This is a genomic window from Caballeronia zhejiangensis (assembly GCF_000698575.1).
Lineage (GTDB): Bacteria > Pseudomonadota > Gammaproteobacteria > Burkholderiales > Burkholderiaceae > Caballeronia > Caballeronia zhejiangensis.
In genome coordinates this window covers 70,628-95,324 of record NZ_JFHD01000019.1, presented here as the reverse complement: position 1 = coordinate 95,324, position 24,697 = coordinate 70,628, and the positions used below count along the sequence as shown (strand labels likewise).

The window sequence follows — 24,697 nt, the reverse complement described above, 5'->3', positions numbered from 1 at the left end:
CGTCTTCTGTTTGCGTCCTCACGGGTTGAGCGTTCCGACCATGATGTTGATCGAGCTGATGGTTACGATGCGCAAGTCTTTATCTCCAGTTGTACCTGAGAGCCGAAACTTGCCGTGTTCCCCGTTAGTGCTGTGAAACGAGACTGCCGATGAGGGTTTTACGAAGTCCGGCGACACTCCGAATATGGTGAAAAATCTCCAGCCGATTCCTTGCATGCACGACGAATCGTGGTGATCGTCGGGGCTCGCCAGTACGGTTTCCAGAGGCGGGGGCGGAAGCGGGCCAAGGATGATTTCCTCGCAGTCATTGCCGTGTATGTCTGCATCTACTTGAATGGCGACAAGGTAGAACAGGCCGTTATACGACGTCGGAAACATTTGCGCGGTGTAGGTGTTGGAGTAGAAACTCACTTGAGCCACATCGAGCTTACTTACTACGGTAGAAGTTGTTTCGCCCAGAAGCGCCTGCCCATCACGGCCGGGGTTGCAGACTGATTGGACGCCAGCGTCATTGGAGTAAAACCAGTGGTCATAGAATTTGAATCCGCTGGCAGGCGGTGCAAGGCCGGACAGCGAGACGTTGGGAAATTCCAGTGCGAGCTGGTAGTTGTCTGAAAACATACATTCTTGGGCCATGATGCACTCCTAGAGATATGACTGTGAATCCTAAATAAAGCGGCGCGGATTAATCCAATTGGATCGAGTATTGAAGCGGTCTACATGGCTACCTCCACGGGTTTATTAAGTCAGCGTCGACAACAAACATTTGAATCGGAATTTCGCAGCGAAAACGTGCGTGAAAACATTGGGCTCATCGCCAAGCGATGAACTCGATGCTGTCTCGAACAACGCGCCGAGATAGCTGCAGTTATGTTGATGGAGATAGTCCGCGCGTTCTTTTGTTGTAGGGAGTTATAGGTTTGTAATGTCAAAATAACTGTGAAGGTTTGTAATACGCGCAAGCGATTTGATTGCGAGAATTTTCCTATTTGAAAGCTCGATATTTTGGATCGTTAAACAAAAACGCGGATTATCTAAAAGATAATCCGCGTTTCATCGGTAATGGAACTGATCAGTGGGACGATCTATGTCTCGTCCCAGCGCGAGTGCATTCGCTTTCAGTGTTTCCCGGTACTTCCAAATCCACCAAGCCCGCGCTCGCTCGCTTCGAAATCATCGACGATATTGAACTGCGCCTGCACGACCGGCACGATCACCATCTGTGCGAGACGCTCCATCGGGTTCAGCGTGAACGCGGTGTCGCCGCGATTCCACGTCGAAACCATCAGTTGGCCTTGATAATCCGAATCGATCAGCCCAACGAGATTGCCGAGAACGATGCCATGCTTGTGACCCAGACCCGAGCGCGGAAGGATCATCGCGGCATAGCCGGGATCGGCGAGATGTATGGCGAGGCCGGTCGGCACGAGCACGGTCTGATGCGGCTCGATGACGAGCGGCGCATCGAGGCACGCGCGCAGATCGAGGCCCGCGCTGCCGGGCGTGGCGTAGGCGGGCATGAAGTCGCGCATGCGCGCATCGAGAATCTTGACGTCGAGTTTCATGGATCGAGGCGTTATTGAATGGAATGGCCGAGCTCGAAAGCATCGGCGGGAAGTCGATAGGAGCGCGTGCGCGCGGCGTCGAGTTCGGTCACGACAACAGCGTGCCGCCGGTCTTCGGCGCGCGTTTTGCGATCTCCGCGATCAGCGTGCGCGCGAGTTCCTGCTTGCCGGCGCGCGGCAGCGGTGTCGTGCCGCTTTCTTCGAACAGCACGACTTCGTTGTCGTCGCGTCCGAACGTGAGCTGTCCGATATTGCCGATCAGCAGCGGCACGTTCTTGCGCTTGCGTTTCTCATCGCCATGAACCTCGAGATTGCCGCTTTCCGCCGCAAAGCCGACGCAAAAAGGCGGATTCGGCAGCTTCGCCACCGACGCGAGAATGTCCGGATTCTCGATGAAGTTGAACGTCGGCAACGCGTCGGCGGTCTTTTTGATCTTCTGCTCGCTGACGTGATCGACGCGCCAGTCCGCCACCGCGGCGACCGCGATGAAGATGTCGGTGTCAGGGGTCGCGGCCATCACCGCATCGTGCATTTCCTGCGCGGTCTGCACGTCTTCGCGATACACGCCCCACGGCGTCGGCAGGGAAACCGGACCGGCGACGAGATGCACGTCCGCGCCCGCCTGCGCCGCCGCGCGTGCGAGCGCGAAGCCCATCTTGCCCGACGAACGATTGGTGATGCCGCGGACCGGATCGAGCGGCTCGAAGGTCGGACCGGCGGTAATCAGCACGCGCTGGCCGCGCAGAATCTTCGGCTGAAAGAACGCGCAGATCGCTTCGAACGCGGCTTCCGGCTCGATCATGCGGCCGTCGCCGACTTCGCCGCACGCCTGCGAGCCCGAATCCGGACCGAGCACTTCGACGCCATCGGCGCGAAGCTGGCTGACATTGCGCTGCGTCGGCGGGCTTTGCCACATCTGGCGGTTCATCGCGGGCACGACGAGCAGCGGGCAATCGCGCGCGATGCACAGCGTCGAAAGCAGGTCGTCGCACATGCCATGCGCGAGCTTCGCCATGAAGTCGGTCGAGGCGGGCGCGATGACGATCGCATCCGCTTCGCGCGAAAGATCGATGTGCGGCATGTTGTTCGGCATGCGCGCATCCCACTGCGACGTGTACACGGGACGGCCCGACAGCGCCTGCATCGTGACGGGCGTGATGAACTGCGTGGCCGCTTCGGTCATCACGATCTGCACGGTTGCGCCGGCCTTGACGAGCAGGCGCGTCAGTTCGGCGATCTTGTAGCAGGCGATGCCGCCGGTCAGTCCTAAAACGAGATGTTTGCCCGCGAGTTCCAACTTGCCTCCATCGCAAAAGAACACGGCTCCGTGAGAGGAGCCGCGTCGTGAATATCAACGTGAACCGCGCACGCGCCGCAGTTCGTCGAAAATCAGCAGGACCGCGCCGACGGTGATCGCGCTATCGGCGAGGTTGAACGCCGGCCAGTGCCACGCGTTCACATGAAAATCCAGAAAGTCGATGACGTGCCCGTACGCAATCCGGTCGATGACATTGCCGATCGCACCGCCCATGATGAGCGACAACGCCGTGCAGAACATGCGCTGCCCCGAATGGCGCTTGAGCAGATAGCAAATCACGATCGCCGCGACGACGCCCAACGCCGTGAACGCCCAGCGCTGCCAGCCGCCCGCCATCGCGAGGAAGCTGAACGCCGCGCCGCGGTTGTAGACGAGCAGCAGATTGAAAAAGGGCGTGAGCGCATGCGGATCGCCATAGGCGAACACGCGCTGCACGGCGATCTTCGTCAACTGGTCGAACAGAATGACGATCAGCGCGACGCCGAGCCACGGCGCGAGCGAACCGCTGCTCGCGGTTCTAACGGAAGTTTGCTTTGCCATCGTTCGAGCCATTTATGCCGCGCCTCGCGTTTCGCCTGCGCCGAAGAGATTGGAGAAGCAGCGGCCGCAGAGGCCCGGATGTTCCGGGTGCGAGCCGACATCGGCGCAATAGTGCCAGCAGCGCTCGCACTTCATGTAGCTCGACGCGGCGACATCGACGCCTTCTTCTGCTTCGCTCGCCACCTTTTCCACTTGCGCCGACGACGTGATCAGCACGAAGCGCAATGCATCGCCGAGACTCGCGAGTGCGTCGTAACGCGCGCCGCTCGCACGAACCACGACTTCCGCCTGCAGCGACGAACCGATCTGATTGGCCGTGCGCGCTTCTTCGAGCGCCTTGGTGACGTCGCCGCGCGCGCTGCGGATGAGCGTCCACTTGTCGAGCAGATCGCCGCCGTTCGCGATCTCCGGATACGTCGCGAAGACTTCCGTGAAGATCGTTTCCTGACCGGGCTTGAGCACCTTGTACGCTTCTTCGGCCGTGAACGACAGATACGGCGCGACGAGACGCAACAAGCCGTGCGCGATATGGAACAGCGCGGTTTGCGCGCTGCGGCGCTCGCGCGAATCGGGCTTCGTGGTGTAGAGGCGATCCTTCAGCACGTCGAGATAGAAGCCGCCGAGGTCTTCCGAGCAGAATGTCGCGATCTTCGCGACGACCGGATGGAATTCGTACTTCTCGTAGTGCGCGAGGGCGTCGTCCTGCAGATTGCGCGTGAGCGCGATGGCGTATCGATCGATTTCGAGCCAGTCCTGAACCGGCAGCGCGTTCTTGTCGAAATCGAAGTCCGACAGATTCGCGAGCAGGAAGCGCAGCGTGTTGCGGATACGGCGATACGTCTCCGTCACGCGCTTCAGGATTTCCTCGGAGATCGCGAGCTCGCCCGAATAGTCCGTCGATGCGATCCACAAACGGATGATTTCCGCGCCAAGGCGATTGGACACTTCGTGCGGATCGATGCCGTTGCCGAGCGACTTCGACATCTTGCGGCCTTCGCCATCGACGGTGAAGCCGTGCGTGAGCAGCGCGTCGTAGGGCGCGCGGCCGTCGAGCATCGACGCGGTGAGCAGCGACGAATGGAACCAGCCGCGATGCTGGTCCGAGCCTTCGAGATAGAGATCGGCCGGAAACTGCAGCGAATCCTTGTGCGAGCCGCGCAGCACGTGCCAGTGCGTCGTGCCGGAATCGAACCACACGTCGAGCGTGTCGCGGTTCTTCTCGTACATGTTGGCTTCGTCGCCGATCAGTTCGCGCGGATCGAGCGATTGCCACGTTTCGATGCCGCCTTCCTCCACACGCTTCGCCACTTCTTCCAGCAACTCCAGCGTGCGCGGATGCAGCTCGCCGGTTTCCTTGTGCACGAAGAACGCCATCGGCACGCCCCACTGACGCTGACGCGAAAGCGTCCAGTCCGGGCGATTCGCGATCATGCTGTAAAGACGCTGCTTGCCCCATGACGGATAAAACGCCGTGTTCTCGACGCCTTCCAGCGCGATCTCGCGCAGCGTGCGGCCGCCGTCCTTCGGCTTCACGTCCATGCCGGCGAACCATTGCGAGGTCGCGCGATAGATGATCGGCGTCTTGTGGCGCCAGCAGTGCATGTAGCTGTGCGTGTACTTTTCGCTCTTGAGCAGCGATCCCGCGCCTTCGAGCGCTTCGACGATCTGCGGATTCGCCTTCCAGATCGAGAGCCCGCCGAACAGCGGCAACGATTCGATATAGCGGCCATCGCCCATCACCGGGTTGATGATGTCCGAGTCCGGCATGCCGTGCGCCTTGCACGACACGAAGTCTTCCACGCCATACGCCGGCGACGAATGCACGATGCCCGTGCCGCTTTCCGTCGTCACGTAATCGCCGAGATAGACCGGCGCCGTGCGCTTGTAGCCCGGATGCGCTGCCGCGAGCGGATGGTGGAAGCGCAGGTTCGCGAGCTTTTCGCCGGTCGTCGTCGCGATGACTTCGCCCGTCAGGCCGTAGTTCTGCAGGCACGCTTCGACGCGCTCCTGCGCGAGGATCAGGAGACCGCGCGGCGTATCGACGAGCGCGTAGACGATCTCCGGATGCACGTTCAGCGCCTGGTTCGCGGGAATGGTCCAGGGCGTCGTCGTCCAGATGACGATGCCGCCTTCCGTCTTCGGCAGCGCGGGCAGGCCGAACGCCTGCGCGGACTTCTCCGGTTCGGCGAACGCGAACATGACGTCGATGGTCGGATCGGTCTTGTCCTTGTATTCGACTTCCGCTTCGGCCAGCGCCGAGCCGCAGTCGAAGCACCAGTTTACCGGCTTCAGGCCGCGGAACACGAAGCCCTTCTCCATGATCTTGCCGAGCGCGCGGATCTCGCCCGCTTCGTTGGCGAAGTTCATCGTCTTGTACGGATTGTCCCAGTCGCCGAGCACGCCCAGGCGCCGGAAGCCGACCTTCTGTTTTTCGATCTGTTCGCCCGCATACGCGCGCGCCTTCCGCATCACTTCGATGGCGGGCAGCGTCTTGCCGAACTGCTTTTCGATCTGGATTTCGATCGGCATGCCGTGACAGTCCCAGCCCGGCACGTAGACCGCGTCGAAGCCCGCGAGATTGCGCGCCTTGACGATCATGTCCTTCAGGATCTTGTTGACGGCGTGACCGAGGTGGATGTCGCCGTTCGCATACGGCGGGCCGTCGTGCAGGATGAACTTCTTGCGGCCCTTCGACGCCGCGCGGATCTTCTCGTAGATCTTGTTGTCCTGCCACTCCTTGACCCACGCGGGTTCGCGCTTGGGCAGGTCGCCGCGCATCGGGAAGGGCGTGTCGAGCAGGTTGACGGGATACTTCGAGGAGGCTTTTTCTTTCTTGTCGCTCATGGGTGACTCAGTGAATTCGGTGAGACGGCGCTCGTCTTTTAGCGCGCGGTGATTCGGAAGCGGGGCAGCGGACGGCACAAGAACGCGCCGCACGCTCACCTAATTCGGTCGGTCGCCGAGATGGCGAAGCCCGTCGCGCGGCTGCCGGCGTTGCTCGCGGGCGGCAGGCCGAAGTACGCGCGCGCGTTGTCGACGTCTTTCGCGATGGCGCGGCCGAGCGTTTCGAGGTCGACGTACTTTTCCTCGTCGCGCAGCTTCTTCAGGAATTCGACGCGCACGAGCTTGCCGTAGGCGTCGCCGTGCCAGTCGAGCACGAACACTTCGAGCAGCACGCGGCCGGAATCGTCGACGGTCGGGCGCAGGCCGAGGCTCGCGACGGCGGGCAGCGGTTCATCGGCGAGGCCGTGCACGCGCACGACGAAGATGCCCGCGAGCGCCGGCCGCTTGTGCGCGATCGGCAGATTCAGCGTGGGAAAGCCGAGATCGCGTCCGAGCTTCGCGCCGTGCACGACGTGACCGCTGATGACATACGGGCGCCCGAGCGCGACTTGCGCCGCGTCGAGATCGCCCGCGACGAGCGACGCCCGCACCGACGACGACGATATGCGCGTGCCGTTCGGATGCGCGACCGTTGCCATCTGCTCGACTTCGAAGCCGTATTTCTCGCCGGCGGCTTTCAACGACTCGAAATTGCCCGCGCGTTTCGCGCCGTAGCAGAAGTCGTCGCCGACCATGACCCAGCGCGCGTGCAGGCCATCGACGATGACGTTCTTCACGAACGTATCCGGCGATTGTCCCGCGAACGTCTTGTTGAAATGCTCGACCACCACGCGATCGACGCCGTTGGTGCGCAGCGCTTCGAGCTTGTCGCGCAGCATCGCGATGCGCGGCGGCGCGCCCGCCGGATTGAAGAACTCGCGCGGATGCGGCTCGAAAGTCATCACGCAGACCGGCAGGCCGCGTGCGTCGGCGGCTGCCCGCACGTGCGCGAGCAGCGCCTGGTGGCCGCGATGGACACCGTCGAAATTGCCGATGGTCAGTGCGCAGGGCGCCCGGCTTTCGGCATTGGGGAGGCCGCGAAAGACTCTCACGATAGGCGATGGTCGGTGGGAGGGGCTGATGCTGCAAAGCGTTAGATTATAAACGCTCGCAAGGAGGGACGGGCGCGAGCGCCCCGGCGCGATGCCTGACCGAACCCGTTTGGCACGATTTTCGCACCCTTCGAATGATAAAATCCGCGGATGAAAAAAATCGTCATTCTGATCTCCGGACGCGGGAGCAACATGGAGGCCGTCGTGCGTGCTTGCGCGCGCGAAGGCTGGCCGGCTCGCGTCTGCGCGGTCATTTCCAACCGGCCCGATGCCGCCGGGCTAGGCTTCGCGGCCGCGAACGGCATCGAAACGAAGGTGGTGGATCATCGTCAGTTCGACGGTCGCGAATCGTTCGATGCCGCGCTCGCGCGCGAAATCGATCGCTTCGAGCCCGATCTCGTCGTATTGGCCGGCTTCATGCGCGTGCTGACCGACGCCTTCGTCGGGAAATATGCCGGGCGCATGCTCAACATTCATCCGTCGCTGCTGCCGTGTTTTCCGGGCTTGCGTACGCATCAGCAGGCGCTCGACGCCGGCGTGCGCGTGCACGGCGCAAGCGTGCATTTCGTGACGCCGACGCTCGATCACGGGCCGATCGTCGCGCAAGGCGCGGTGCCGGTCGTCGCCGGCGACGATGCCGCCGCGCTCGCCGCGCGCGTGCTCAAGGTCGAGCACGACATCTATCCGCGCGCGGTGCGCTGGTTTATCGAAGGGCGTCTTTCTATCGAAGGGGAGCGCGTCGCGCTCACGCCGTCTGAGCCGCAATGGCTCTTTGCCGACATTGCCGGGGAGGGCGTATGAGGCTGCATGGATTTCTGATCGGACAAACCGAAACGCTGCTTGCGGACGTGCTCCGCTTTTCCGGCCCCGCCGATGCCGCGACGAGCCGCTTTTTCCGCGCGCATCCGAAGCTCGGGCACGGCGAGCGCGGCGTGATCGCCGAGGCGGTTTTCGCGGTGCTGCGCCGGAAGATGGAGTTTTCGCATCTCGCGGAAAGCGGCAGCGGCAACCAGGCGCGCCGTCTGGCGCTGCTCGGGCTGATGCAGACGGCCGGGCTCTCCGCGCTGAAGCCGTTCGTCTCGGCCGATGAGTATCAATGGCTCTCGCAAGTCTCGAAGATCGATCCGGCGAGCTTGCCGGTGCGCGTGCGGACCAACCTGCCGCAGTGGATCTACGACGCGATGGGCAAGCGCTTCGAGCCGGAGGAACTCGCGCAGCTCGCTGCCGCGCTGAACTATCCCGCGCCGCTCGATCTGCGCTCGAATCCGATCAAGGCGGATCGCAAGGTCGTGCTGAAGGCGCTGACCGAAGCGGGCATCGACGCCGGCGAAATGCCGTTCGCGCCGTTCGGCATCCGCGTGGACGGCAAGCCGGCGCTCACGCGTCTCGCGCCGTTCCAGGAAGGCTGGATCGAAGTGCAGGACGAGGGTAGCCAGTTGCTCTGCTCGCTGATGGCTCCGCGCCGCGGCGAAATGATCGTCGATTTCTGCGCGGGCGCGGGCGGCAAGACGCTCGCCCTCGGCGCGATGATGCGCTCGACCGGCCGTCTCTACGCCTTCGACGTGTCCGATCGCCGGCTCGCGAAGCTCAAGCCGCGGCTTGCGCGCAGCGGTCTGTCGAACGTGAATCCGGTGCTGATCGACAGCGAGCACGACGCGAAGATCAAGCGTCTCGCGGGCAAGATCGACCGCGTGCTCGTCGATGCGCCGTGCTCGGGCCTCGGCACGCTGCGTCGCAATCCGGATCTGAAGTGGCGCCAGTCGCCCGCGACCGTCGCGGAACTCACGCCCAAGCAGCTCTCGATCCTGTCGAGCGCCGCGCGCCTCGTGAAGACCGGCGGCCGTCTCGTCTATGCGACCTGCTCGATGCTCGAAGCGGAGAACGAAGACGTCGTGAAGCAGTTTCTCGAGACGCATCCGAACTTCCGCGTCGTGCCCGCGCGCGACGTGCTGGCGGAACAGCGCATCGATCTCGATACGGGCGAATTCCTGTCGCTGTGGCCGCACAAGCACGGCACCGACGGCTTCTTCGCGGCGGTGCTGGAGCGCGTGCCGGACGCCGCAAAAGCGCCCAAAGCGGCCGAAGAAACCGCGTAAGCAATGCAGAACCACTTCCTGAACGAACTCTCCGCGCGGCTCTTCCGCGATTTCGGCGAGCCGGAAGTGATCTGGCAGGTGGCCGCGCTCGTCGGCCTGCTCGTAGTGGCATGGTGGTGCGCGCGTCTGCTTCGCAAGAAGCTCGATGCGCGCCGCCAGTCGCGTTTCGAAGCCGTGCGCTTCGGCGCGGAAAGTCTCAACAAGGCGCTGTTTCCGTTTCTCGGCACGGTTTTCGTGTCGATCGCGCAGGTCGTGCTCGCGCCGTTCATCCATACGTCGCTGTTGCGGCTCGCGCTCGTGCCGCTGTGCGGCATCACCGTCATCTACACGATGCTCTACGTCGCGCGGCGCGTGTTCAGCCGCGGCCAGACGGAGCACGAGGCGAACGCGCTGCTGTATCTCTTCGAGAAACTCGTCACCGTGATCGTCTGGGTGACGATGGTGCTCACCGTCATGGGCATTCAGGACGACGTCGTCCACTGGATGGCGAGCGTGCGCTTCAACTTCGCGAACGCGCACATGACGCTGCTCTCGCTCGCCTCGGGCGTGCTGTGGGTGTGCGTGACGCTGATCGTCGCGATGTGGGCGGGCGCGCTGCTCGACGACCGCCTGATGCGCGCCCGCTCGCTCGACGCGAATCTCAAAGTGGTGCTCGCGCGCGTCGGCCGCGCGCTGATGATCCTCGCCGCCATTCTGGTGAGCTTGTCGATCGTCGGCATCGACATCACGGTGCTCGGCGTGTTCGGCGGCGCGCTCGGCGTCGGGCTGGGCTTCGGCTTGCAGAAGATCGCGAGCAATTACGTATCGGGCTTCATCATTCTGCTGGACCGCTCCTTGCGGCTCGGTGACATGATCAATGTCAGCGGAAATCAGGGCACGGTCACGCAGATTCGCACCCGATACACGGTGGTGCGCGGCCTCGACGGCATCGAAACGCTGATTCCGAACGAAAAGCTCATCACCGACGTGGTGCAGAACCATTCGTCGTTTCTCACGCGCGGCAACGCGAAGATCGCGGTGCAGGTGAGCTATCGCTGCGACGTCGAACGCGCGATGCAGTTGCTCGTCGAAGCAACGCAGGGCGTCGAGCGCGTGTTGCAGGACCCGGCGCCCGCGGCGCTGCTCGCGAGCTTCGGCGCGGACGGAATCAACCTCGAACTGAGCTTCTGGATCGAAGAGGCCGCCAAAGGTACAGGCGGCGTAAAGTCGCACGTGAATCGGGCGGTTTGGCGGTTATTCTGCGAGCATGGCATTGAAATCCCGTACGCTCAGCGCGAGATAAGGATTATCGACGGCGTGCCCCGCCCGGGCGGCGAATCGGTACTTTATGCCGGAAGCGGCGGTGAAAGCGCTGCGCCTGCCGCCTGATCGCTGATCGTCAGAACCAATCGTTCGATCTGGCGTCGGAATCAACACCAATTCGGGGCGTGAGTTTTTCCTCGTTTTGGTACGATTCAAAAAATTTCACCTTTAGGACAAAGACTTGGAACGCATGCAGTAGAATGCGATCGAACTTGCGCACGTTCCTTTCATGTGCCCAACGCGTTGTTCGAAGTCTGTTCGACCGGCCATTTTTCCCGAATTTCACAGCTACACAGGTAACTGCCTTGCTGAATTCTTCCCTTGAATTTCTCGCCAACGGATTGCTGGACTTCTCCTGGTGGCAGATTCTGCTGTTCACGCTTGCGATGACTCACGTCACGATCGCCGGCGTCACGATTTACCTGCACCGTTGCCAGGCGCATCGCGCGCTGGATCTGCATCCGGTCGCGAGCCACTTCTTCCGTTTCTGGCTGTGGATGACCACCGGCATGTTGACCGGCCAGTGGGCGGCGATCCACCGCAAGCACCACGCGAAGTGCGAAACCGAAGAAGATCCGCACAGCCCGCAGACGCGCGGCATCTGGAAGGTGCTGCTCGAAGGCGCGGAGCTTTATCGCGCGGAAGCGAAAAACGAAGAAACCATGCGCAAGTTCAGTCACGGCACGCCGAACGACTGGATGGAACGCAACGTCTACACGCGTTATCCGATCCTGGGCATCAGCATCATGATGGTCATCGACGTGGCGCTGTTCGGCATCGTCGGTCTGTCGGTCTGGGCCGTGCAGATGATCTGGATCCCGTTCTGGGCGGCGGGCGTCGTCAACGGTCTCGCGCACTGGTGGGGCTACCGCAACTTCAATTCGTCGGATGCATCGACGAACATCTTCCCGCTCGGCATTCTGATCGGCGGCGAAGAACTGCATAACAACCATCACACGTTCGCGACGTCCGCGAAGCTGTCGAGCAAGTGGTACGAGTTCGACATCGGCTGGCTGTACATCCGCATGATGTCGATGGTCGGCCTCGCGAAGGTCAAGAAGGTCGCGCCGACGCCGAAGCTCGCCGCCAGCAAGGCCGTCGTCGATCAGGACACGCTGCAGGCCGTGCTCGCCAACCGCTACGAAGTGATGGCGCGCTACGGCAAGGCGCTCAAGCACGCCTACGCGCAGGAACTGGCGAAGCTGAAGGAGGCCGGCGCGCGCGAGAAGTATCAGTTGATGCGCGGTGCGCGCAAGTGGTTCCACAAGGAAGAAGACGGCCTGAACGAGCCGCAGTTGAAGCAACTGCCGGAGCTGACTTCGGATAATCAGAAGCTGCGCACGTTCATCGAGCTGCGCAAGGATCTGTCGGCGATGTGGGATCGCTCCAACGCATCGCGCGAGCAACTCGTCACGCAATTGCAGGACTGGTGCCATCGCGCGGAAGAAAGCGGCATCAAGGCGCTGCAGGACTTCGCGTTGCGTCTGCGCCGCTACGCCTGACGCGCGATATCCGTTAAAATTTGAGGACGTCACAAGACCCCGCTCTGGCGGGGTCTTTGTTTTTGTGCAGCCGATTCTTGCGTTACGTTGTTGGCACGGAGCAGGGGACAGGGACATGGAAGCGATCAGGAGCGTCGAGTACGACCGGCCGCAAGGCCTGACGTGTGGAGTGGGCGAAGCGTGGGCGCGCGTGCCGGACGCACCGTCGGCCGAACGGAAGCGCGAGTTGAAGGAGCGCATTCGCGCGTTGCTCAAGCGCGAAGAAGCCGTGCTCGTCGCGCACTATTATGTCGACGCTGAGCTCCAGGAACTCGCCGACGAAACTGGCGGCTGCGTTGCCGACTCGCTCGAAATGGCGCGTTTCGGCCGCGATCATGCTGCGAAAACGCTGGTCGTCGCGGGCGTGCGTTTCATGGGCGAGACGGCCAAGATTCTGAGTCCGGACAAACGCGTGCTGATGCCCGACCTCGACGCGACCTGCTCGCTCGACCTCGGCTGCCCGGCCGACGAATTCTCAGCATTCTGCGACGCGCATCCGGACCGCACGGTCGTCGTGTACGCGAACACGAGCGCGGCCGTGAAGGCGCGCGCGGACTGGATGGTCACATCGTCGATCGGGCTTGAAATCGTCGCCGATCTACACGCGCGCGGCGAAAAAATCCTGTGGGCGCCGGATCGTCACCTCGGCAGCTACATCCAGAAGAAGACCGGCGCGGACATGCTGCTGTGGCAAGGTTCATGTCTCGTCCACGACGAGTTCAAGGGTATCGAGCTCGACCTGCTGCGCAATGAATATCCCGACGCGAAAATCCTCGTGCACCCGGAATCGCCGGAAGGCGTCGTCGCGCTCGCGGATGTCGTCGGCTCGACCACGCAACTCATCGACGCCGCGGTGAAGCTGGACGCGAAGCGCTTCATCGTCGCGACGGACCTCGGCATCCTGCACAAGATGCGGCTCGCCGCGCCCGGCAAGATTTTCATCGAAGCGCCGACCGCCGGGAACAGCGCGACCTGCAAGAGCTGCGCGCACTGTCCGTGGATGGCGATGAACGGTCTCGCCAATCTCGCCGACGTGCTCGAACGCGGCCACAACGAGATTCACGTCGATCCGGCCATCGGGCAGCGCGCGCGCGTGCCGATCGATCGCATGCTCGACTTCGCGGCGCGTCACAAGAAACGCGTGCAGGCGAGCGGCGATCTCGCCAAGGACGGAACGCTGTTTTCGAACGTGGGAGCCGCGTGATGACGTATCCGGCGATTTTCGAGGAAGTCCGCAAGCAATACGGCGAAGCATTCGACGATGCGCTCGCACGCAATGTCGTCGATGCGCTCGAAGAAGACGTCGGCACGGGCGATCACACCGGGCGCCTCGTGCCCGCCGACGCCCGCCGCACCGCGCGCATCATCGTGCGCGAGGAAGCGGTGCTGTGCGGCGCGCCTTGGTTCGACGAAGTCATGCGCCGCGTCGATCCGACGATCGAAGTCGAATGGCAGTATCGCGAAGGCGATCGCATGGCGGCCAACTCCACGGTCGTACTGCTGCACGGCCCGGCGCGCTCGCTTCTGACGGCGGAGCGCAACGGCCTCAACTTCCTGCAATTGCTGTCGGGCGTCGCGACCGCCACGCGCCGCTATGTCGACGCGATCGAAGGCGCGCGCGCACGGATTCTGGACACACGCAAGACGCTGCCGGGCTTGCGGCTCGCGCAGAAATACGCGGTGCGCGTCGGCGGCGGCGCGAATCAGCGCCTCGCGCTCTACGACGGCATTCTCATCAAGGAAAACCATATCGCAGCGGCGGGCGGCGTCGGCGCGGCGATGGATGCGGCGCTCGCGCTGAAGGCGGGCGTGCCGATTCAGATCGAGGTCGAAACGCTGGAGCAACTCGAGACGGCGCTCGCACGTCGGGCCGAATCGATCCTGCTCGACAACTTCACGCTCGACATGATGCGCGACGCGGTGCGCATCACGGCCGGGCGCGCGTTGCTCGAAGTGTCGGGTGGCGTGAACTTCGACACGGTGCGCGCGATCGCGGACACGGGCGTCGATCGCATTTCCATCGGCGCGCTCACAAAAGACGTGCGCGCGACCGATTTCTCGATGCGTCTGCTCTAAAGGCTCGTGCGGCGCGCGGCCGGCGGCATCAGCACCGTCGGCAGCGCTTTCGGCAAGGTCGCGGGCCAGTCGCGGCTGTAGTGCAGGCCGCGGCTCTCGCGGCGCGAGCACGCGCTTTCGACGATCAGCGACGCCACATCGACGAGATTGCGCAGTTCCAGCAGATCGCGGCTCACCTTGAAGTTGGCGTAGTACTCATGAATCTCGTCGCGCAGCAGCGCGATGCGATGTTGCGCGCGCGCAAGGCGCTTGTCCGTGCGCACGATGCCGACGTAATTCCACATCAGGCGGCGCAGCTCGTCCCAATTGTGCGCGACGACGACTTCCTCGTCCGGATCGGACACGCGGCTTTCGTCCCAGTCGGGCAGTTGGGCGTGACAACCATTCGAGAAGCCGTCCGCTTCGATCGCCTGCGCCGCCGCGCGCCCGATCACGAGGCATTCCAGCAGGGAATTGCTCGCGAGCCGGTTCGCGCCGTGCAGACCCGTGTACGACGTCTCGCCGACCGCATACAGCCCCGGACGATCCGTGCGCCCCGCGAGGTCCGTGACGACGCCGCCGCAGGTGTAATGGGCGGCGGGCACGACGGGAATCGGCTCCTTCGCGATATCGATGCCGAATTCGGCGCAGCGCGCGAGGATCGTCGGAAAGTGCTCTTCGAGAAACGCGCGCGGCTGGTGGCTGATGTCGAGATACACGCAATCGATGCCACGCTTCTTGATCTCGAAGTCGATCGCGCGCGCGACGATATCGCGCGGCGCGAGTTCGGCGCGCTCGTCGTGCGCGGGCATGAAGCGCGTGCCGTCCGGCAGACGCAGCACGCCGCCTTCGCCGCGCACCGCTTCGGAGATCAGAAACGACTTCGCATACGGATGGAAGAGGCACGTCGGATGGAACTGGATGAACTCCATGTTCGCGACGCGGCAGCCCGCGCGCCACGCCATTGCGATGCCGTCGCCGGTCGCGGTGTCGGGATTGGTCGTATAGAGATAGACCTTGCCCGCGCCGCCTGTCGCGAGAACGGTGTGCGGCGCCTGGATCGTCACGGTGCGGCCCGAGTTCAGATCGAGCGCGTAAAGGCCGTGACAGCGATGGCCGGGCAGCCCGAGACGGTCGGACGTGATCAGGTCGATCGCGTAGTGATCTTCGAGGACGGTGATGTTCGGATGGTTGCGCACGCGTTCGGAAAGCGTCGTGACCACCGCGTGGCCGGTCGCGTCGGCGGCGTGGATGATGCGGCGATGACTGTGACCGCCTTCGCGCGTCAGATGGAAGCCGAGTTCGGCGGAGACATCGCGCGTGAAGGGCACGCCTTCGTCGATGAGCCATTCGATCGCGGCGCGCCCGTTTTCGACGATGAAGCGCGTCGCGGCTTCGTCGCACAGTCCGCCGCCCGCGACGAGCGTATCGTCGACGTGATTGTCGACGCTGTCGGCGGAGTCCAGCACCGCCGCGATGCCGCCTTGCGCCCAATCGCTCGCGCCGACGCTCGCCGCGCGCTTCGCGAGAATCGCGACGCGCCGCGTCTCGGCCAGATTGAGCGCGACGCTCAGACCCGCGAGGCCGCTTCCTACGATCGCCACATCGAAATTCATGCTGCCGGTTCTCCGTCCGTGTTCTTCGTCGATAGCCGGCAAGCATAACGCGCATGAACATTCCGTGACAGCGAAAACCCCCGCACGATCGTGTGCAAAGCGTGTTAAAGCGGCGCCGGAAAACAAAAAGCCCCGCGAGGTGCGGGGCTTTCTGCTGTCTTCGTGCAGGCTACTCAAAAATCAAGCGGCTTACTTGATCTTGGTTTCCTTGTACTCAACGTGCTTGCGGACGACCGGATCAAATTTCTTGATCAGCATCTTTTCCGGCATGTTGCGCTTGTTCTTGGTCGTCGTGTAGAAGTGACCCGTGCCTGCGGTCGATTCCAGCTTGATCTTGTCGCGTGCGCCCTTGGCCATGTGCGTGCTCCTTAGATTTCACCGCGTGCGCGCAGGTCTGCGAGCACGGCGTCAATACCGTTCTTGTCGATCAGGCGCAGGCCGGCGTTCGAAACGCGCAGACGCACCCAGCGATTTTCACTTTCAACGAAGAAACGGCGATTCTGCAGGTTCGGCAGGAAGCGACGCTTGGTCTTGTTGTTTGCGTGGGAAACGTTGTTGCCCGACATCGGGCCTTTCCCAGTTACTTGGCATACGCGTGCCATGGTGACACTCCTAATACACGTTGAGTCCGAGACGAACGCTCGAATCGAAAGCACTCGCTTTCAGCTTCGATGCCTCTTATCGCCCAATTTGCCGATCGGGGACTTGGCAGCACGGTTATGCCAATGAGGGCCGCATTCGTTCAGAACAGGCGGGTTGAGAAAAGCAAACGAGGATTCTAACAGGAAAAACGCTGCAATATCAAACGTTTTATGCCGTCACAGCCAGCCATGCCGCGCGAACGAGAAGACCTCGTTCGCCGCCACGACGATGTGATCGAGCAGCCGCACGTCGATGAGCGTCAGCGCGTCCTGCAGCGTCTTGGTGAGCCGCCGGTCGTTCGCGCTCGGCTCGACGCCGCCCGACGGATGATTATGCGCGACGATGAGCCCCGCCGCGTTCAGCGTGAGCGCGCGCCGCACGATCTCACGCGGATACACGGCCACGCGCGTCAGCGAGCCGCGCGCCGACTCCTCGACATGCAGCAACTGATGGCGCGCATCCAGATACAGAGAGATGAACACCTCGTAGGGCCGCGTGCCGATCAAGAGCCGCAGATAGTCTTCCACCGCGCCCGGCGCGTTCAGCAGTTCGCGATCGCGCGCCTTCTCGGCGAGCGCGCGCCGGCACAATTCCGATACGGCGATGAGCGTCGCCGCCCGCGCCGGCCCGATGCCGCGCAGTTCGCGCAATTCCGCCGCCGACGCGTCCAGCACGCCGCGCAGCGACCCGAAACGCAGCAGAAGCTGACGCGCCACATCGACGGCCGTGGCCCCCGGAAGGCCGGTGCGCAGGAACAAGGCGAACAGTTCCGCGTCCGACAGCGACGCCGGGCCTATATCGAGCAGGCGTTCGCGCGGCCGGTCCGCGCGCGCCCACTTGCGGATCGGCAGGAGAGGCGCGATCGCGGACAAACTGTCGCCGTCGGGTGCGACGAGCGGCGGCACGAGCCGCAGATCGGCGCTCATCGCGGTGCTCCCCGACCGCGTGTCGTGCGGGCAAGCGCACACGGGACTGAGCCGCGTGACGCGTGCTGCCACAACTCTGTCTTACAATAGCGGTTTTGGCGTCCGGTTCGCACGGGCGCCGTGCGGTTCGCTGCCACGCGCCGAAGAGCCGCCCCATGCGGGGCCTGCGCCCTGCCTTCAAACGAACGGCCACATCCAATACTCATGAGCATCATCGATATCTCCGAGGTGAAACCCGGTTCGCACGTCACGCTTCATTACCGGCTCGCGCTTGCCGATGGTGCTGACATCGTCAATACGTTCGCCGACAAGCCCGCGACGCTTCTGCTAGGCGCAGGGCAACTCGCCGAACCGTTGGAAGAGATTTTGCTGGGACTGAAGGTCGGCCACCATTCGACCTTTCAGCTAACGCCGGATCAGGCGTTCGGGCCGCGCAATCCGGAACTGGTCCAGTGGGTGTCGCTCGCGACGCTGCGCGAAAACAGCATGATCGGCGAGGATTTTTCTCCCGGCGATCTCGTCGAATTCAACGCGCCGAACGGCGGACGCTACGCCGGCGTGCTGAAGGAAGTCGGCGAAACGGCGGCACTGTTCGATTTCAATCACCCGCTCGCGGGCCAGGCGCTCGTCTTCGAAGTGAAAATCATCGGGATTCTGTAACCATGATTGAAAGCCTCAACGAAGTTCAGACCGACGTCGAAATCCTGCTCGCGCAGCCGCGCGGGTTTTGCGCGGGCGTCGATCGCGCGATCGAGATCGTCGAGCGCGCGATCAAATTGTTCGGCGCGCCCATCTACGTGCGCCACGAGATCGTGCATAACGCATATGTCGTCGCCGATCTGCGCAAGAAGGGCGCGATTTTCATCGAAGAGCTTTCCGACGTGCCCGAAGGCGCAACACTGATCTTCAGCGCGCACGGCGTCTCGAAAGCGGTGCGCAGCGAAGCGGAGGCGCGCGGCCTGCGCGTGTTCGACGCAACGTGCCCGCTCGTGACCAAGGTGCATATCGAAGTCGCGAAGATGCGTCAGGAAGGCTTCGACATCGTGATGATCGGCCACAAGGGTCATCCGGAAGTCGAAGGCACGATGGGCCAGTCGGGCGAGGGCATGCATCTCGTCGAGGATATCGACGACGTGCTGAAGCTCGATCTGCCCGATCCGCAGCGCATCGCGTACGTGACGCAGACGACGCTTTCGGTCGACGATGCCTCCGCGATCATCGACGCGCTCAAGAGCAAGTATCCCGAGATCAAGGAGCCGAAGAAGCAGGACATCTGCTACGCGACGCAAAATCGCCAGGACGCGGTGAAATTTCTCGCGCCGCAGTGCGACGTCGTGATCGTCGTCGGCAGCCCGAACAGCTCGAATTCGAGCCGTCTGCGTGAAGTCGCTGAGAAGCGCGGCATCCCTTCTTATATGGTCGATTCGCCGACGCAGATCGATCCGCGGTGGGTCGAAGGCAAGAAGCGCATCGGCGTGACGGCGGGCGCATCGGCGCCGGAAGTGCTGGCTCAGGCCGTGATCGCGCGTCTGCGTGAACTCGGCGTGCGCAACGTGCGCTCGCTCGAAGGCATCGAAGAGACGATCTCGTTTCCGCTGCCGCGCGGACTGTCGCTGCCGCAGTAACTAGCGGCCTTCCTCTAAAAAAGCGCCTGCGGGCGCTTTTTTTTCGCGCTTGAAACCCATCGGGCGCCATCGAAACGGAACCCTCACGCGAGAGATGACACCAAGCGTAAGCACCGATATGGGGCGCGCGCCGCGACGAGCAATTTCGCCGAAAGCCTTCAGGGTTTCCCCGTAAATCCGATAAGCAAACGTAACCGTCGGAACCGATCGATTAAACCTGTTCCCGTTGTGGTGCAACTGCTGCACAAATGCGGATCGCAACCCGGTTGCGCTCTAGCCGGAAAATCGCTCGAAAATGCTGGTTGCAATGCTGGAAAACCCCGCCACGCAAGAATATTGCTCGTCTCATATTTAGCGTTACAATGCGCGCGTCTTGAGGCCAGAAGGGTTCACGACGACAGTTTTTAGAGGCGCAGGAGACCTATTTGATGCGATTCAAGTTTGCTCACGCCGTGTCCATCGCGGCTGCGGTTGCAATGGCAACCGCATGCGGCAAGAAGGATGAAGGCGGGGCGAGCACAGCGGCATCGGCAGCGAGTTCCGCCGCCGTGCCCGTTGCGTCCGCGCCGGCGCCAGCGCCCGCGAGCGAAGCAACTGTCGTGAAGATCGGTCATGTGGCGCCCCTCACGGGCCTGCAGGCTCACCTCGGCAAGGACAACGAAAACGGCGCGCGTCTCGCACTGGAGGAGATCAGCGCGCAAGGCTTGACCATCGACGGGCGTTCCATCCGCCTCGAGCTCGACGCCCAGGACGATGCAGCCGATCCGCGCGTCGGCACCGAAGCCGCGCAGAAGCTCGTCGATGACCACGTGGTTGCGGTGATCGGCCACATGAATTCGGGCGTGTCGATTCCGGCGTCGAAGATCTACAGCGATGCGGGCATCGCGCAGATTTCGCCGTCGACGACGAATCCCGAGTACACGAAGCAGGGCTACAAGACGACGTTTCGCGTCGTCGCGACCGATGCGTTGCAGGGCCCGGTCCTCGCCGGCTACGCGATGAAGACGCTGCACGCGAAGAAGATCGTCGTGGTCGACGACGCGAGTGCCTACGGCCGCGGCCTCGCCGACGAATTCACGAAGAGCGCGCAGGCCGGCGGCGTGAAGATCGCCGCGCGCGAAGCAACGACCGAGAAGGCGCGCAACTTCAAAGCGATTCTCACGAAGATCAAGCGCATCCAGCCGGACGTCGTGATGTACGGCGGCATGGACGTGACGGGCGGCCCGTTCGCCAAGGAAGCGGCGGCGCTCGGCATCAAGGCGAAGATTCTGGCGGGCGACGGCGTCTGCACCGACAAGGTGGCCGAGCTCGCGGGCGACGCGGTGCAGAACATCGTCTGCTCGGAGGCGGGGCTCGCGCTTTCGAAGATGGACAAGGGAGCCGACTTCGAGAAGAAGTACGAAGCGCGCTTTCACACGCCGGTGCAGATTTACGCGCCGTTCACGTATGACGCGATGTACGTGATCGTCGATGCAATGAAGCGTGCGAACTCCATCGAAGCGCCCAAGGTGCTCGCTGCGATTGCCACGACCGACTACAACGGTCTGACGGGGCATATCGCATTCGACGACAAGGGCGATCTGAAGGCGGGGACCATCACGCTGTACGACTTCAAGGACAAGAAGAAGGACGTACTCGACGTCGTCAAGCAGTAGGCAGTCTGGCGGCGCCAGCTATCCGGCGGCGCTGTTTTCGTATCCGTCCGTGAACCGCTCGCAGCCTCATCCGGCCGCGGGCGGACGATCGGCGCTCAACCCTTACCGGTTTTTTAAAAGTACGCGCAGTGCCGCTTCAGATTTCACTTCACACCGGTTTATCGGCCGGTGATAAAGGCGTTATCGAATCGCACGGGGCTAAGGAGCTTTAAATGGATATTTTCATCCAGCAGATCCTCAACGGTCTGGTGCTTGGCAGCGTCTACGCCATCATCGCGTTGGGTTACACGATGGTGTACGGCATTCTCGGCATCATCAACTTCGCGCACGGCGACGTGCTGATGGTCGGCGCGATGGTCGCGCTCTCCGCCATCGGCGTCATGCAGAATCACGCGCCCGGCTTGCCCGGGCCGATCATGCTGACGATCGCGCTCGTTATCGCCGCGATCGTCTGCGCGATCGTCGGTTACACCATCGAACGCGTCGCGTACCGGCCGCTGCGCAAGGCGCCGCGTCTCGCGCCGCTGATTACCGCGATCGGCGTCTCGATCCTCTTGCAGACCATCGCGATGATGATCTGGGGCCGCAATCCGCTCGCCTTCCCGCAGCTTCTGCCGACCGATCCGATCAACGTGATCGCCGCCGACGAAACCCGTCCGGGCGCGGTGATCTCGATGACCGAAATCGTCATCATCGTCGTCGCGTTCCTCGTGATGGGCGGCCTGCTGCTCCTCGTGCACAAGACCAAGCTCGGCCGCGCGATGCGCGCGATCGCCGAGAACCCGGGCGTCGCGTCGCTGATGGGCGTGAACCCGAACTTCGTGATTTCCGCGACCTTCATGATCGGCTCGGCGCTGGCTGCGTTGGCGGGCGTGATGATCGCGTCGGAATACGGCAACGCGCACTTCTACATGGGCTTCATTCCTGGCCTGAAGGCGTTCACGGCGGCGGTGCTGGGGGGCATCGGCAACTTGGGCGGCGCGATGGTGGGCGGCGTGCTGCTCGGTCTCATCGAACAGTTGGGCGCCGGTTACATCGGCAATCTGACGGGCGGGGTCTTCGGTTCCAACTACCAGGACGTCTTCGCCTTCGTCGTGCTGATCATCGTGCTCGTGTTCCGTCCGTCGGGTCTGCTCGGCGAACGTGTCGCGGACCGCGCTTAAAGAACGTGTGAGGAGCTCAAAAAAATGACTTCGATTCAACCGATTGAGCCGTCCACGACGCTCATCCCCGAGAAGAACATGACGAAGACGCTCGTCATCGGCATTCTCACCGCTGTGTTCGTGATTGCCGCGCCGATGGTCATCGGCGCAGCGGGCGGCAACTACTGGGTCCGCGTGCTCGACTTCGCGATGCTCTACGTGATGCTCGCGTTGGGTCTCAACGTCGTGGTCGGCTTCGCCGGCCTGCTCGACCTGGGCTACATCGCGTTCTACGCGGTCGGCGCTTACACGGCGGCGTTGTTGTCGTCGCCGCAACTGTCGACGCAATTCGAGTGGATCGCGGCGCTCGCGCCGAACGGATTGCATGTGCCGTTCCTCATCATCGTGCCGATCGCGATGGCGCTCGCCGCGACCTTCGGCGTGCTGCTCGGCGCACCGACGCTGCGTCTGCGCGGCGACTACCTCGCGATCGTGACATTGGGCTTCGGGGAAATCGTCCGGATCTTCATGAACAACCTCGATCGTCCGGTCAACATCACGAACGGTCCGAAGGGCATCACGGGTATCGATCCGGTGCACGTCGGCGGCTACAGCCTCGCGCAGACGCACGAGTTCTTCGGCTTCAAATTCCCGTCGGTGTACCTGTACTACTACCTGTTCGTGCTGTGCGCGCTGTTCGTGATCTGGGTGTGTACGCGCCTTCAGCATTCGCGTATCGGCCGCGCGTGGGCCGCTATCCGCGAAGACGAAATCGCCGCGAAGGCGATGGGCATCAACACCCGCAACGTGAAGCTGCTCGCATTCGCGATGGGCGCGTCGTTCGGCGGTCTGTCGGGCGCGATGTTCGGTGCGTTCCAGGGCTTCGTGTCGCCGGAATCGTTCACGTTCTGGGAGTCGATCGTCGTGCTGGCGTGCGTGGTGCTGGGCGGCATGGGCCATATTCCGGGCGTGATTCTCGGCGCGGTGCTGCTCGCCGTGTTCCCCGAATTCCTGCGCACGACAATGGGTCCGCTGCAGAACGCCATCTTCGGTCATCAGCTTGTCGATACCGAAGTCATCCGCCAGTTGCTGTACGGTCTGGCGATGGTGCTGATCATGCTGTATCGCTCGGAAGGCCTGTGGCCCGCCGCGAAACACGAAGACAAGATCGCGAAGATCGCGAAGCGCAACGGCAAGAAGCCGGTGCGTGCTTAAAGGCGGGGGATTGAAAGATGAGCGATAAGCAAACACGACTTTCCGTCACGGGCGTCAACAAGCGTTTCGGCGGCTTGCAGGCGTTGTCCGACGTACGCCTCGAAATCAAGGAAGGCGAAATCTACGGTCTGATCGGCCCGAACGGCGCAGGCAAGACGACGTTCTTCAACGTGATCACGGGTCTCTACACGCCGGATTCGGGCGAGTTCAAGCTCGACGGCCAGGCGTACACCCCGACGGCGGTTTATCAGGTGGCGAAGGCGGGCATCGCGCGCACGTTCCAGAACATTCGTCTTTTCGGCGGCATGACGGCGCTGGAGAACGTGATGGTCGGACGTCACGTTCGCACGAAGCACGGTCTGGTCGGCGCGGTGTTCCAGACGCCCGCCGAACGCCGCGAAGAGCGCGAGATCAAGGAGCGCGCGCTCGAACTGCTGGAATACGTCGGCGTGCTGCAATACGCGGATTACACGTCGCGCAATCTGTCGTACGGGCATCAGCGCCGTCTGGAGATCGCGCGCGCGTTGGCGACCGATCCGAAGCTGCTCGCGCTCGACGAACCCGCCGCCGGCATGAACGCGACGGAGAAGGTCGAGCTCACTCGTCTGCTCGACAAGATCCGCGCGGACGGCAAGACGATTCTTCTGATCGAACACGACGTGAAACTCGTGATGGGATTGTGCAACCGCATGACGGTGCTCGATTACGGCAAGGTGATCGCCGAAGGTCTGCCGCAGGACGTGCAGAAGGACCCGAAGGTGATCGAGGCATATCTGGGTGCGGGGGTGCACTAAATGGCGACCACAAGCGCAATGTTGAAGGTCAAGGGTCTGCAGGTGAATTACGGCGGCATCCAGGCGGTGAAGGGTGTCGATCTCGAAGTCGGGCAGGGCGAACTGGTTACGCTGATCGGCGCGAACGGCGCGGGCAAGACGACGACGATGAAGGCCATCACCGGCCTCAAGCCGTACTCGGGCGGCGATATCGAGTACATGGGCCAGTCGATCAAGGGCGTTCCGACGCACGAACTGCTCAAGCGCGGCCTCGCGATGGTGCCGGAAGGCCGCGGCATCTTCGCGCGCATGTCGATTCTCGAGAACATGCAGATGGGCGCGTATCTGCGCAACGATTCGGACGGCATTCAGAAGGACACGGAGCGCATGTTCGGCTTCTTTCCGCGTCTGAAGGAACGTGCGTCGCAGTACGCGGGCACGCTGTCGGGCGGCGAACAGCAGATGCTCGCGATGGCCCGCGCGCTGCTGTCGCGCCCGAAGCTCTTGCTGCTCGACGAACCGTCGATGGGTCTTTCGCCGATCATGGTCGAGAAGATCTTCGAAGTCGTGCGGGAAATCTCGAAGGAAGGGCTGACGGTGCTGCTCGTGGAGCAGAACGCGCGTCTCGCGCTGCAGGCGGCGAATCGCGGTTACGTGATGGATTCAGGCACGGTGACGATGTCCGGCGACGCGAAGGTCATGCTCGATGATCCGAAGGTGAGGGCGGCGTATTTGGGTGAGTGAAGACTTA

23 protein-coding genes are annotated in these 24,697 nt (G+C 62.8%); 13 read left to right on the top strand and 10 right to left on the bottom strand.

Going from position 1 to position 24,697, the window contains the following annotated elements; genetic code table 11:
- Positions 1 to 18 precede the first annotated feature (18 nt).
- The 6 genes from BG60_RS22565 to BG60_RS22540 form a co-directional block, all read right to left on the bottom strand.
- Positions 19 to 636, bottom strand: a complete 618-nt coding sequence (locus BG60_RS22565) for a hypothetical protein (RefSeq protein ID WP_034472966.1) — start codon at positions 634 to 636, stop codon at positions 19 to 21.
- A 482-nt stretch (positions 637 to 1,118) separates the two neighbouring features.
- A complete protein-coding gene (gene dut, locus BG60_RS22560) occupies positions 1,119 to 1,565 on the bottom strand; it encodes a dUTP diphosphatase (protein ID WP_008351195.1) in 447 nt (148 codons plus the stop codon).
- Positions 1,566 to 1,653: 88 nt separating this feature from the next.
- Complete coding sequence (gene coaBC, locus BG60_RS22555; protein ID WP_034472998.1) at positions 1,654 to 2,862, bottom strand: bifunctional phosphopantothenoylcysteine decarboxylase/phosphopantothenate--cysteine ligase CoaBC; 1,209 nt, start codon at positions 2,860 to 2,862, stop codon at positions 1,654 to 1,656.
- Between the two features lie 54 nt (positions 2,863 to 2,916).
- Positions 2,917 to 3,435: a signal peptidase II gene (lspA, locus tag BG60_RS22550; protein ID WP_033537118.1), complete on the bottom strand. Its 519-nt coding sequence runs from the start codon at positions 3,433 to 3,435 to the stop codon at positions 2,917 to 2,919.
- Complete coding sequence (gene ileS / locus BG60_RS22545; protein WP_034472965.1) at positions 3,436 to 6,267, bottom strand: isoleucine--tRNA ligase; 2,832 nt, start codon at positions 6,265 to 6,267, stop codon at positions 3,436 to 3,438.
- A 95-nt stretch (positions 6,268 to 6,362) separates the two neighbouring features.
- Positions 6,363 to 7,358: a bifunctional riboflavin kinase/FAD synthetase gene (locus tag BG60_RS22540; RefSeq protein ID WP_008351191.1), complete on the bottom strand. Its 996-nt coding sequence runs from the start codon at positions 7,356 to 7,358 to the stop codon at positions 6,363 to 6,365.
- A 150-nt stretch (positions 7,359 to 7,508) separates the two neighbouring features.
- On the opposite strand from BG60_RS22540, the gene purN reads away from it, so the two are divergent.
- The 6 genes from purN to nadC all read left to right on the top strand — a co-directional run bounded on the left by purN (position 7,509) and on the right by nadC (position 14,373).
- Entirely contained in the window at positions 7,509 to 8,159 is a 651-nt protein-coding gene (gene purN, locus BG60_RS22535; protein ID WP_008351190.1) for a phosphoribosylglycinamide formyltransferase, read from the top strand.
- On the top strand, positions 8,156 to 9,454 hold the full coding sequence (locus BG60_RS22530) for an RsmB/NOP family class I SAM-dependent RNA methyltransferase (RefSeq protein WP_008351189.1): 1,299 nt from the start codon (positions 8,156 to 8,158) through the stop codon (positions 9,452 to 9,454). Before purN ends, BG60_RS22530 begins: the two co-directional genes overlap by 4 nt.
- Positions 9,455 to 9,457: 3 nt before the next feature.
- A complete protein-coding gene (locus BG60_RS22525) occupies positions 9,458 to 10,822 on the top strand; it encodes a mechanosensitive ion channel family protein (protein WP_034472964.1) in 1,365 nt (454 codons plus the stop codon).
- 239 nt (positions 10,823 to 11,061) lie between these two features.
- Complete coding sequence (locus BG60_RS22520; RefSeq protein ID WP_008351187.1) at positions 11,062 to 12,258, top strand: DesA family fatty acid desaturase; 1,197 nt, start codon at positions 11,062 to 11,064, stop codon at positions 12,256 to 12,258.
- A 115-nt stretch (positions 12,259 to 12,373) separates the two neighbouring features.
- On the top strand, positions 12,374 to 13,501 hold the full coding sequence (nadA, locus tag BG60_RS22515; protein WP_034472958.1) for a quinolinate synthase NadA: 1,128 nt from the start codon (positions 12,374 to 12,376) through the stop codon (positions 13,499 to 13,501).
- Positions 13,501 to 14,373: a carboxylating nicotinate-nucleotide diphosphorylase gene (gene nadC / locus BG60_RS22510; RefSeq protein ID WP_034472956.1), complete on the top strand. Its 873-nt coding sequence runs from the start codon at positions 13,501 to 13,503 to the stop codon at positions 14,371 to 14,373. The genes nadA and nadC overlap by 1 nt, the downstream gene beginning before the upstream one ends.
- On the opposite strand, the gene nadB is transcribed toward nadC, so the two are convergent.
- The 4 genes from nadB to radC all read right to left on the bottom strand — a co-directional run bounded on the left by nadB (position 14,370) and on the right by radC (position 17,536).
- On the bottom strand, positions 14,370 to 15,968 hold the full coding sequence (gene nadB, locus BG60_RS22505; RefSeq protein ID WP_008351184.1) for an L-aspartate oxidase: 1,599 nt from the start codon (positions 15,966 to 15,968) through the stop codon (positions 14,370 to 14,372). The two genes, nadC and nadB, sit on opposite strands and share 4 nt — an antisense overlap.
- Positions 15,969 to 16,157: 189 nt before the next feature.
- Positions 16,158 to 16,325, bottom strand: a complete 168-nt coding sequence (rpmG, locus tag BG60_RS22500; protein WP_007180630.1) for a 50S ribosomal protein L33 — start codon at positions 16,323 to 16,325, stop codon at positions 16,158 to 16,160.
- A gap of 11 nt (positions 16,326 to 16,336) precedes the next feature.
- On the bottom strand, positions 16,337 to 16,570 hold the full coding sequence (gene rpmB / locus BG60_RS22495; protein ID WP_008351171.1) for a 50S ribosomal protein L28: 234 nt from the start codon (positions 16,568 to 16,570) through the stop codon (positions 16,337 to 16,339).
- Between the two features lie 216 nt (positions 16,571 to 16,786).
- Positions 16,787 to 17,536, bottom strand: coding sequence for a RadC family protein (radC, locus tag BG60_RS22490; RefSeq protein WP_081851872.1), 750 nt, complete (start codon positions 17,534 to 17,536; stop codon positions 16,787 to 16,789).
- Positions 17,537 to 17,740: 204 nt separating this feature from the next.
- On the opposite strand from radC, the gene BG60_RS22485 reads away from it, so the two are divergent.
- The 7 genes from BG60_RS22485 to BG60_RS22455 all read left to right on the top strand — a co-directional run bounded on the left by BG60_RS22485 (position 17,741) and on the right by BG60_RS22455 (position 24,690).
- Positions 17,741 to 18,196 carry an FKBP-type peptidyl-prolyl cis-trans isomerase gene (locus BG60_RS22485; protein WP_008351167.1) on the top strand — a complete coding sequence of 152 codons (456 nt, stop codon included), beginning with the start codon at positions 17,741 to 17,743 and terminating at the stop codon, positions 18,194 to 18,196.
- Between the two features lie 2 nt (positions 18,197 to 18,198).
- Positions 18,199 to 19,161 carry a 4-hydroxy-3-methylbut-2-enyl diphosphate reductase gene (gene ispH, locus BG60_RS22480; RefSeq protein ID WP_008351164.1) on the top strand — a complete coding sequence of 321 codons (963 nt, stop codon included), beginning with the start codon at positions 18,199 to 18,201 and terminating at the stop codon, positions 19,159 to 19,161.
- A 428-nt stretch (positions 19,162 to 19,589) separates the two neighbouring features.
- Entirely contained in the window at positions 19,590 to 20,816 is a 1,227-nt protein-coding gene (locus BG60_RS22475) for a branched-chain amino acid ABC transporter substrate-binding protein (protein ID WP_008351162.1), read from the top strand.
- Between the two features lie 212 nt (positions 20,817 to 21,028).
- Positions 21,029 to 21,979 (top strand): branched-chain amino acid ABC transporter permease, encoded by a 951-nt coding sequence (locus BG60_RS22470; RefSeq protein WP_008351160.1) that lies wholly within the window; start codon positions 21,029 to 21,031, stop codon positions 21,977 to 21,979.
- 24 nt (positions 21,980 to 22,003) lie between these two features.
- Positions 22,004 to 23,173 (top strand): ABC transporter permease subunit, encoded by a 1,170-nt coding sequence (locus BG60_RS22465; RefSeq protein WP_008351157.1) that lies wholly within the window; start codon positions 22,004 to 22,006, stop codon positions 23,171 to 23,173.
- A gap of 17 nt (positions 23,174 to 23,190) precedes the next feature.
- Complete coding sequence (locus BG60_RS22460) at positions 23,191 to 23,967, top strand: ABC transporter ATP-binding protein (RefSeq protein WP_008351156.1); 777 nt, start codon at positions 23,191 to 23,193, stop codon at positions 23,965 to 23,967.
- An 18-nt stretch (positions 23,968 to 23,985) separates the two neighbouring features.
- Positions 23,986 to 24,690 carry an ABC transporter ATP-binding protein gene (locus BG60_RS22455; protein ID WP_008351154.1) on the top strand — a complete coding sequence of 235 codons (705 nt, stop codon included), beginning with the start codon at positions 23,986 to 23,988 and terminating at the stop codon, positions 24,688 to 24,690.
- The last annotated feature ends 7 nt before the right edge of the window (positions 24,691 to 24,697 follow it).

Bases quoted from the DNA above. Each gene is read 5' to 3' on its own strand.
- BG60_RS22565 (WP_034472966.1), bottom strand. From the start codon at position 636: ATGGCCCAAGAATGTATGTTTTCAGACAACTACCAGCTCGCACTGGAA.
- dut (WP_008351195.1), bottom strand. From the start codon at position 1,565: ATGAAACTCGACGTCAAGATTCTCGATGCGCGCATGCGCGACTTCATG.
- lspA (WP_033537118.1), bottom strand. From the start codon at position 3,435: ATGGCTCGAACGATGGCAAAGCAAACTTCCGTTAGAACCGCGAGCAGC.
- ileS (WP_034472965.1), bottom strand. From the start codon at position 6,267: ATGAGCGACAAGAAAGAAAAAGCCTCCTCGAAGTATCCCGTCAACCTG.
- purN (WP_008351190.1), top strand. From the start codon at position 7,509: ATGAAAAAAATCGTCATTCTGATCTCCGGACGCGGGAGCAACATGGAG.
- BG60_RS22530 (WP_008351189.1), top strand. From the start codon at position 8,156: ATGAGGCTGCATGGATTTCTGATCGGACAAACCGAAACGCTGCTTGCG.
- BG60_RS22525 (WP_034472964.1), top strand. From the start codon at position 9,458: ATGCAGAACCACTTCCTGAACGAACTCTCCGCGCGGCTCTTCCGCGAT.
- nadA (WP_034472958.1), top strand. From the start codon at position 12,374: ATGGAAGCGATCAGGAGCGTCGAGTACGACCGGCCGCAAGGCCTGACG.
- nadC (WP_034472956.1), top strand. From the start codon at position 13,501: ATGACGTATCCGGCGATTTTCGAGGAAGTCCGCAAGCAATACGGCGAA.
- nadB (WP_008351184.1), bottom strand. From the start codon at position 15,968: ATGAATTTCGATGTGGCGATCGTAGGAAGCGGCCTCGCGGGTCTGAGC.
- rpmG (WP_007180630.1), bottom strand. From the start codon at position 16,325: ATGGCCAAGGGCGCACGCGACAAGATCAAGCTGGAATCGACCGCAGGC.
- rpmB (WP_008351171.1), bottom strand. From the start codon at position 16,570: ATGGCACGCGTATGCCAAGTAACTGGGAAAGGCCCGATGTCGGGCAAC.
- radC (WP_081851872.1), bottom strand. From the start codon at position 17,536: ATGAGCGCCGATCTGCGGCTCGTGCCGCCGCTCGTCGCACCCGACGGC.
- BG60_RS22485 (WP_008351167.1), top strand. From the start codon at position 17,741: ATGAGCATCATCGATATCTCCGAGGTGAAACCCGGTTCGCACGTCACG.
- ispH (WP_008351164.1), top strand. From the start codon at position 18,199: ATGATTGAAAGCCTCAACGAAGTTCAGACCGACGTCGAAATCCTGCTC.
- BG60_RS22475 (WP_008351162.1), top strand. From the start codon at position 19,590: ATGCGATTCAAGTTTGCTCACGCCGTGTCCATCGCGGCTGCGGTTGCA.
- BG60_RS22470 (WP_008351160.1), top strand. From the start codon at position 21,029: ATGGATATTTTCATCCAGCAGATCCTCAACGGTCTGGTGCTTGGCAGC.
- BG60_RS22465 (WP_008351157.1), top strand. From the start codon at position 22,004: ATGACTTCGATTCAACCGATTGAGCCGTCCACGACGCTCATCCCCGAG.
- BG60_RS22460 (WP_008351156.1), top strand. From the start codon at position 23,191: ATGAGCGATAAGCAAACACGACTTTCCGTCACGGGCGTCAACAAGCGT.
- BG60_RS22455 (WP_008351154.1), top strand. From the start codon at position 23,986: ATGTTGAAGGTCAAGGGTCTGCAGGTGAATTACGGCGGCATCCAGGCG.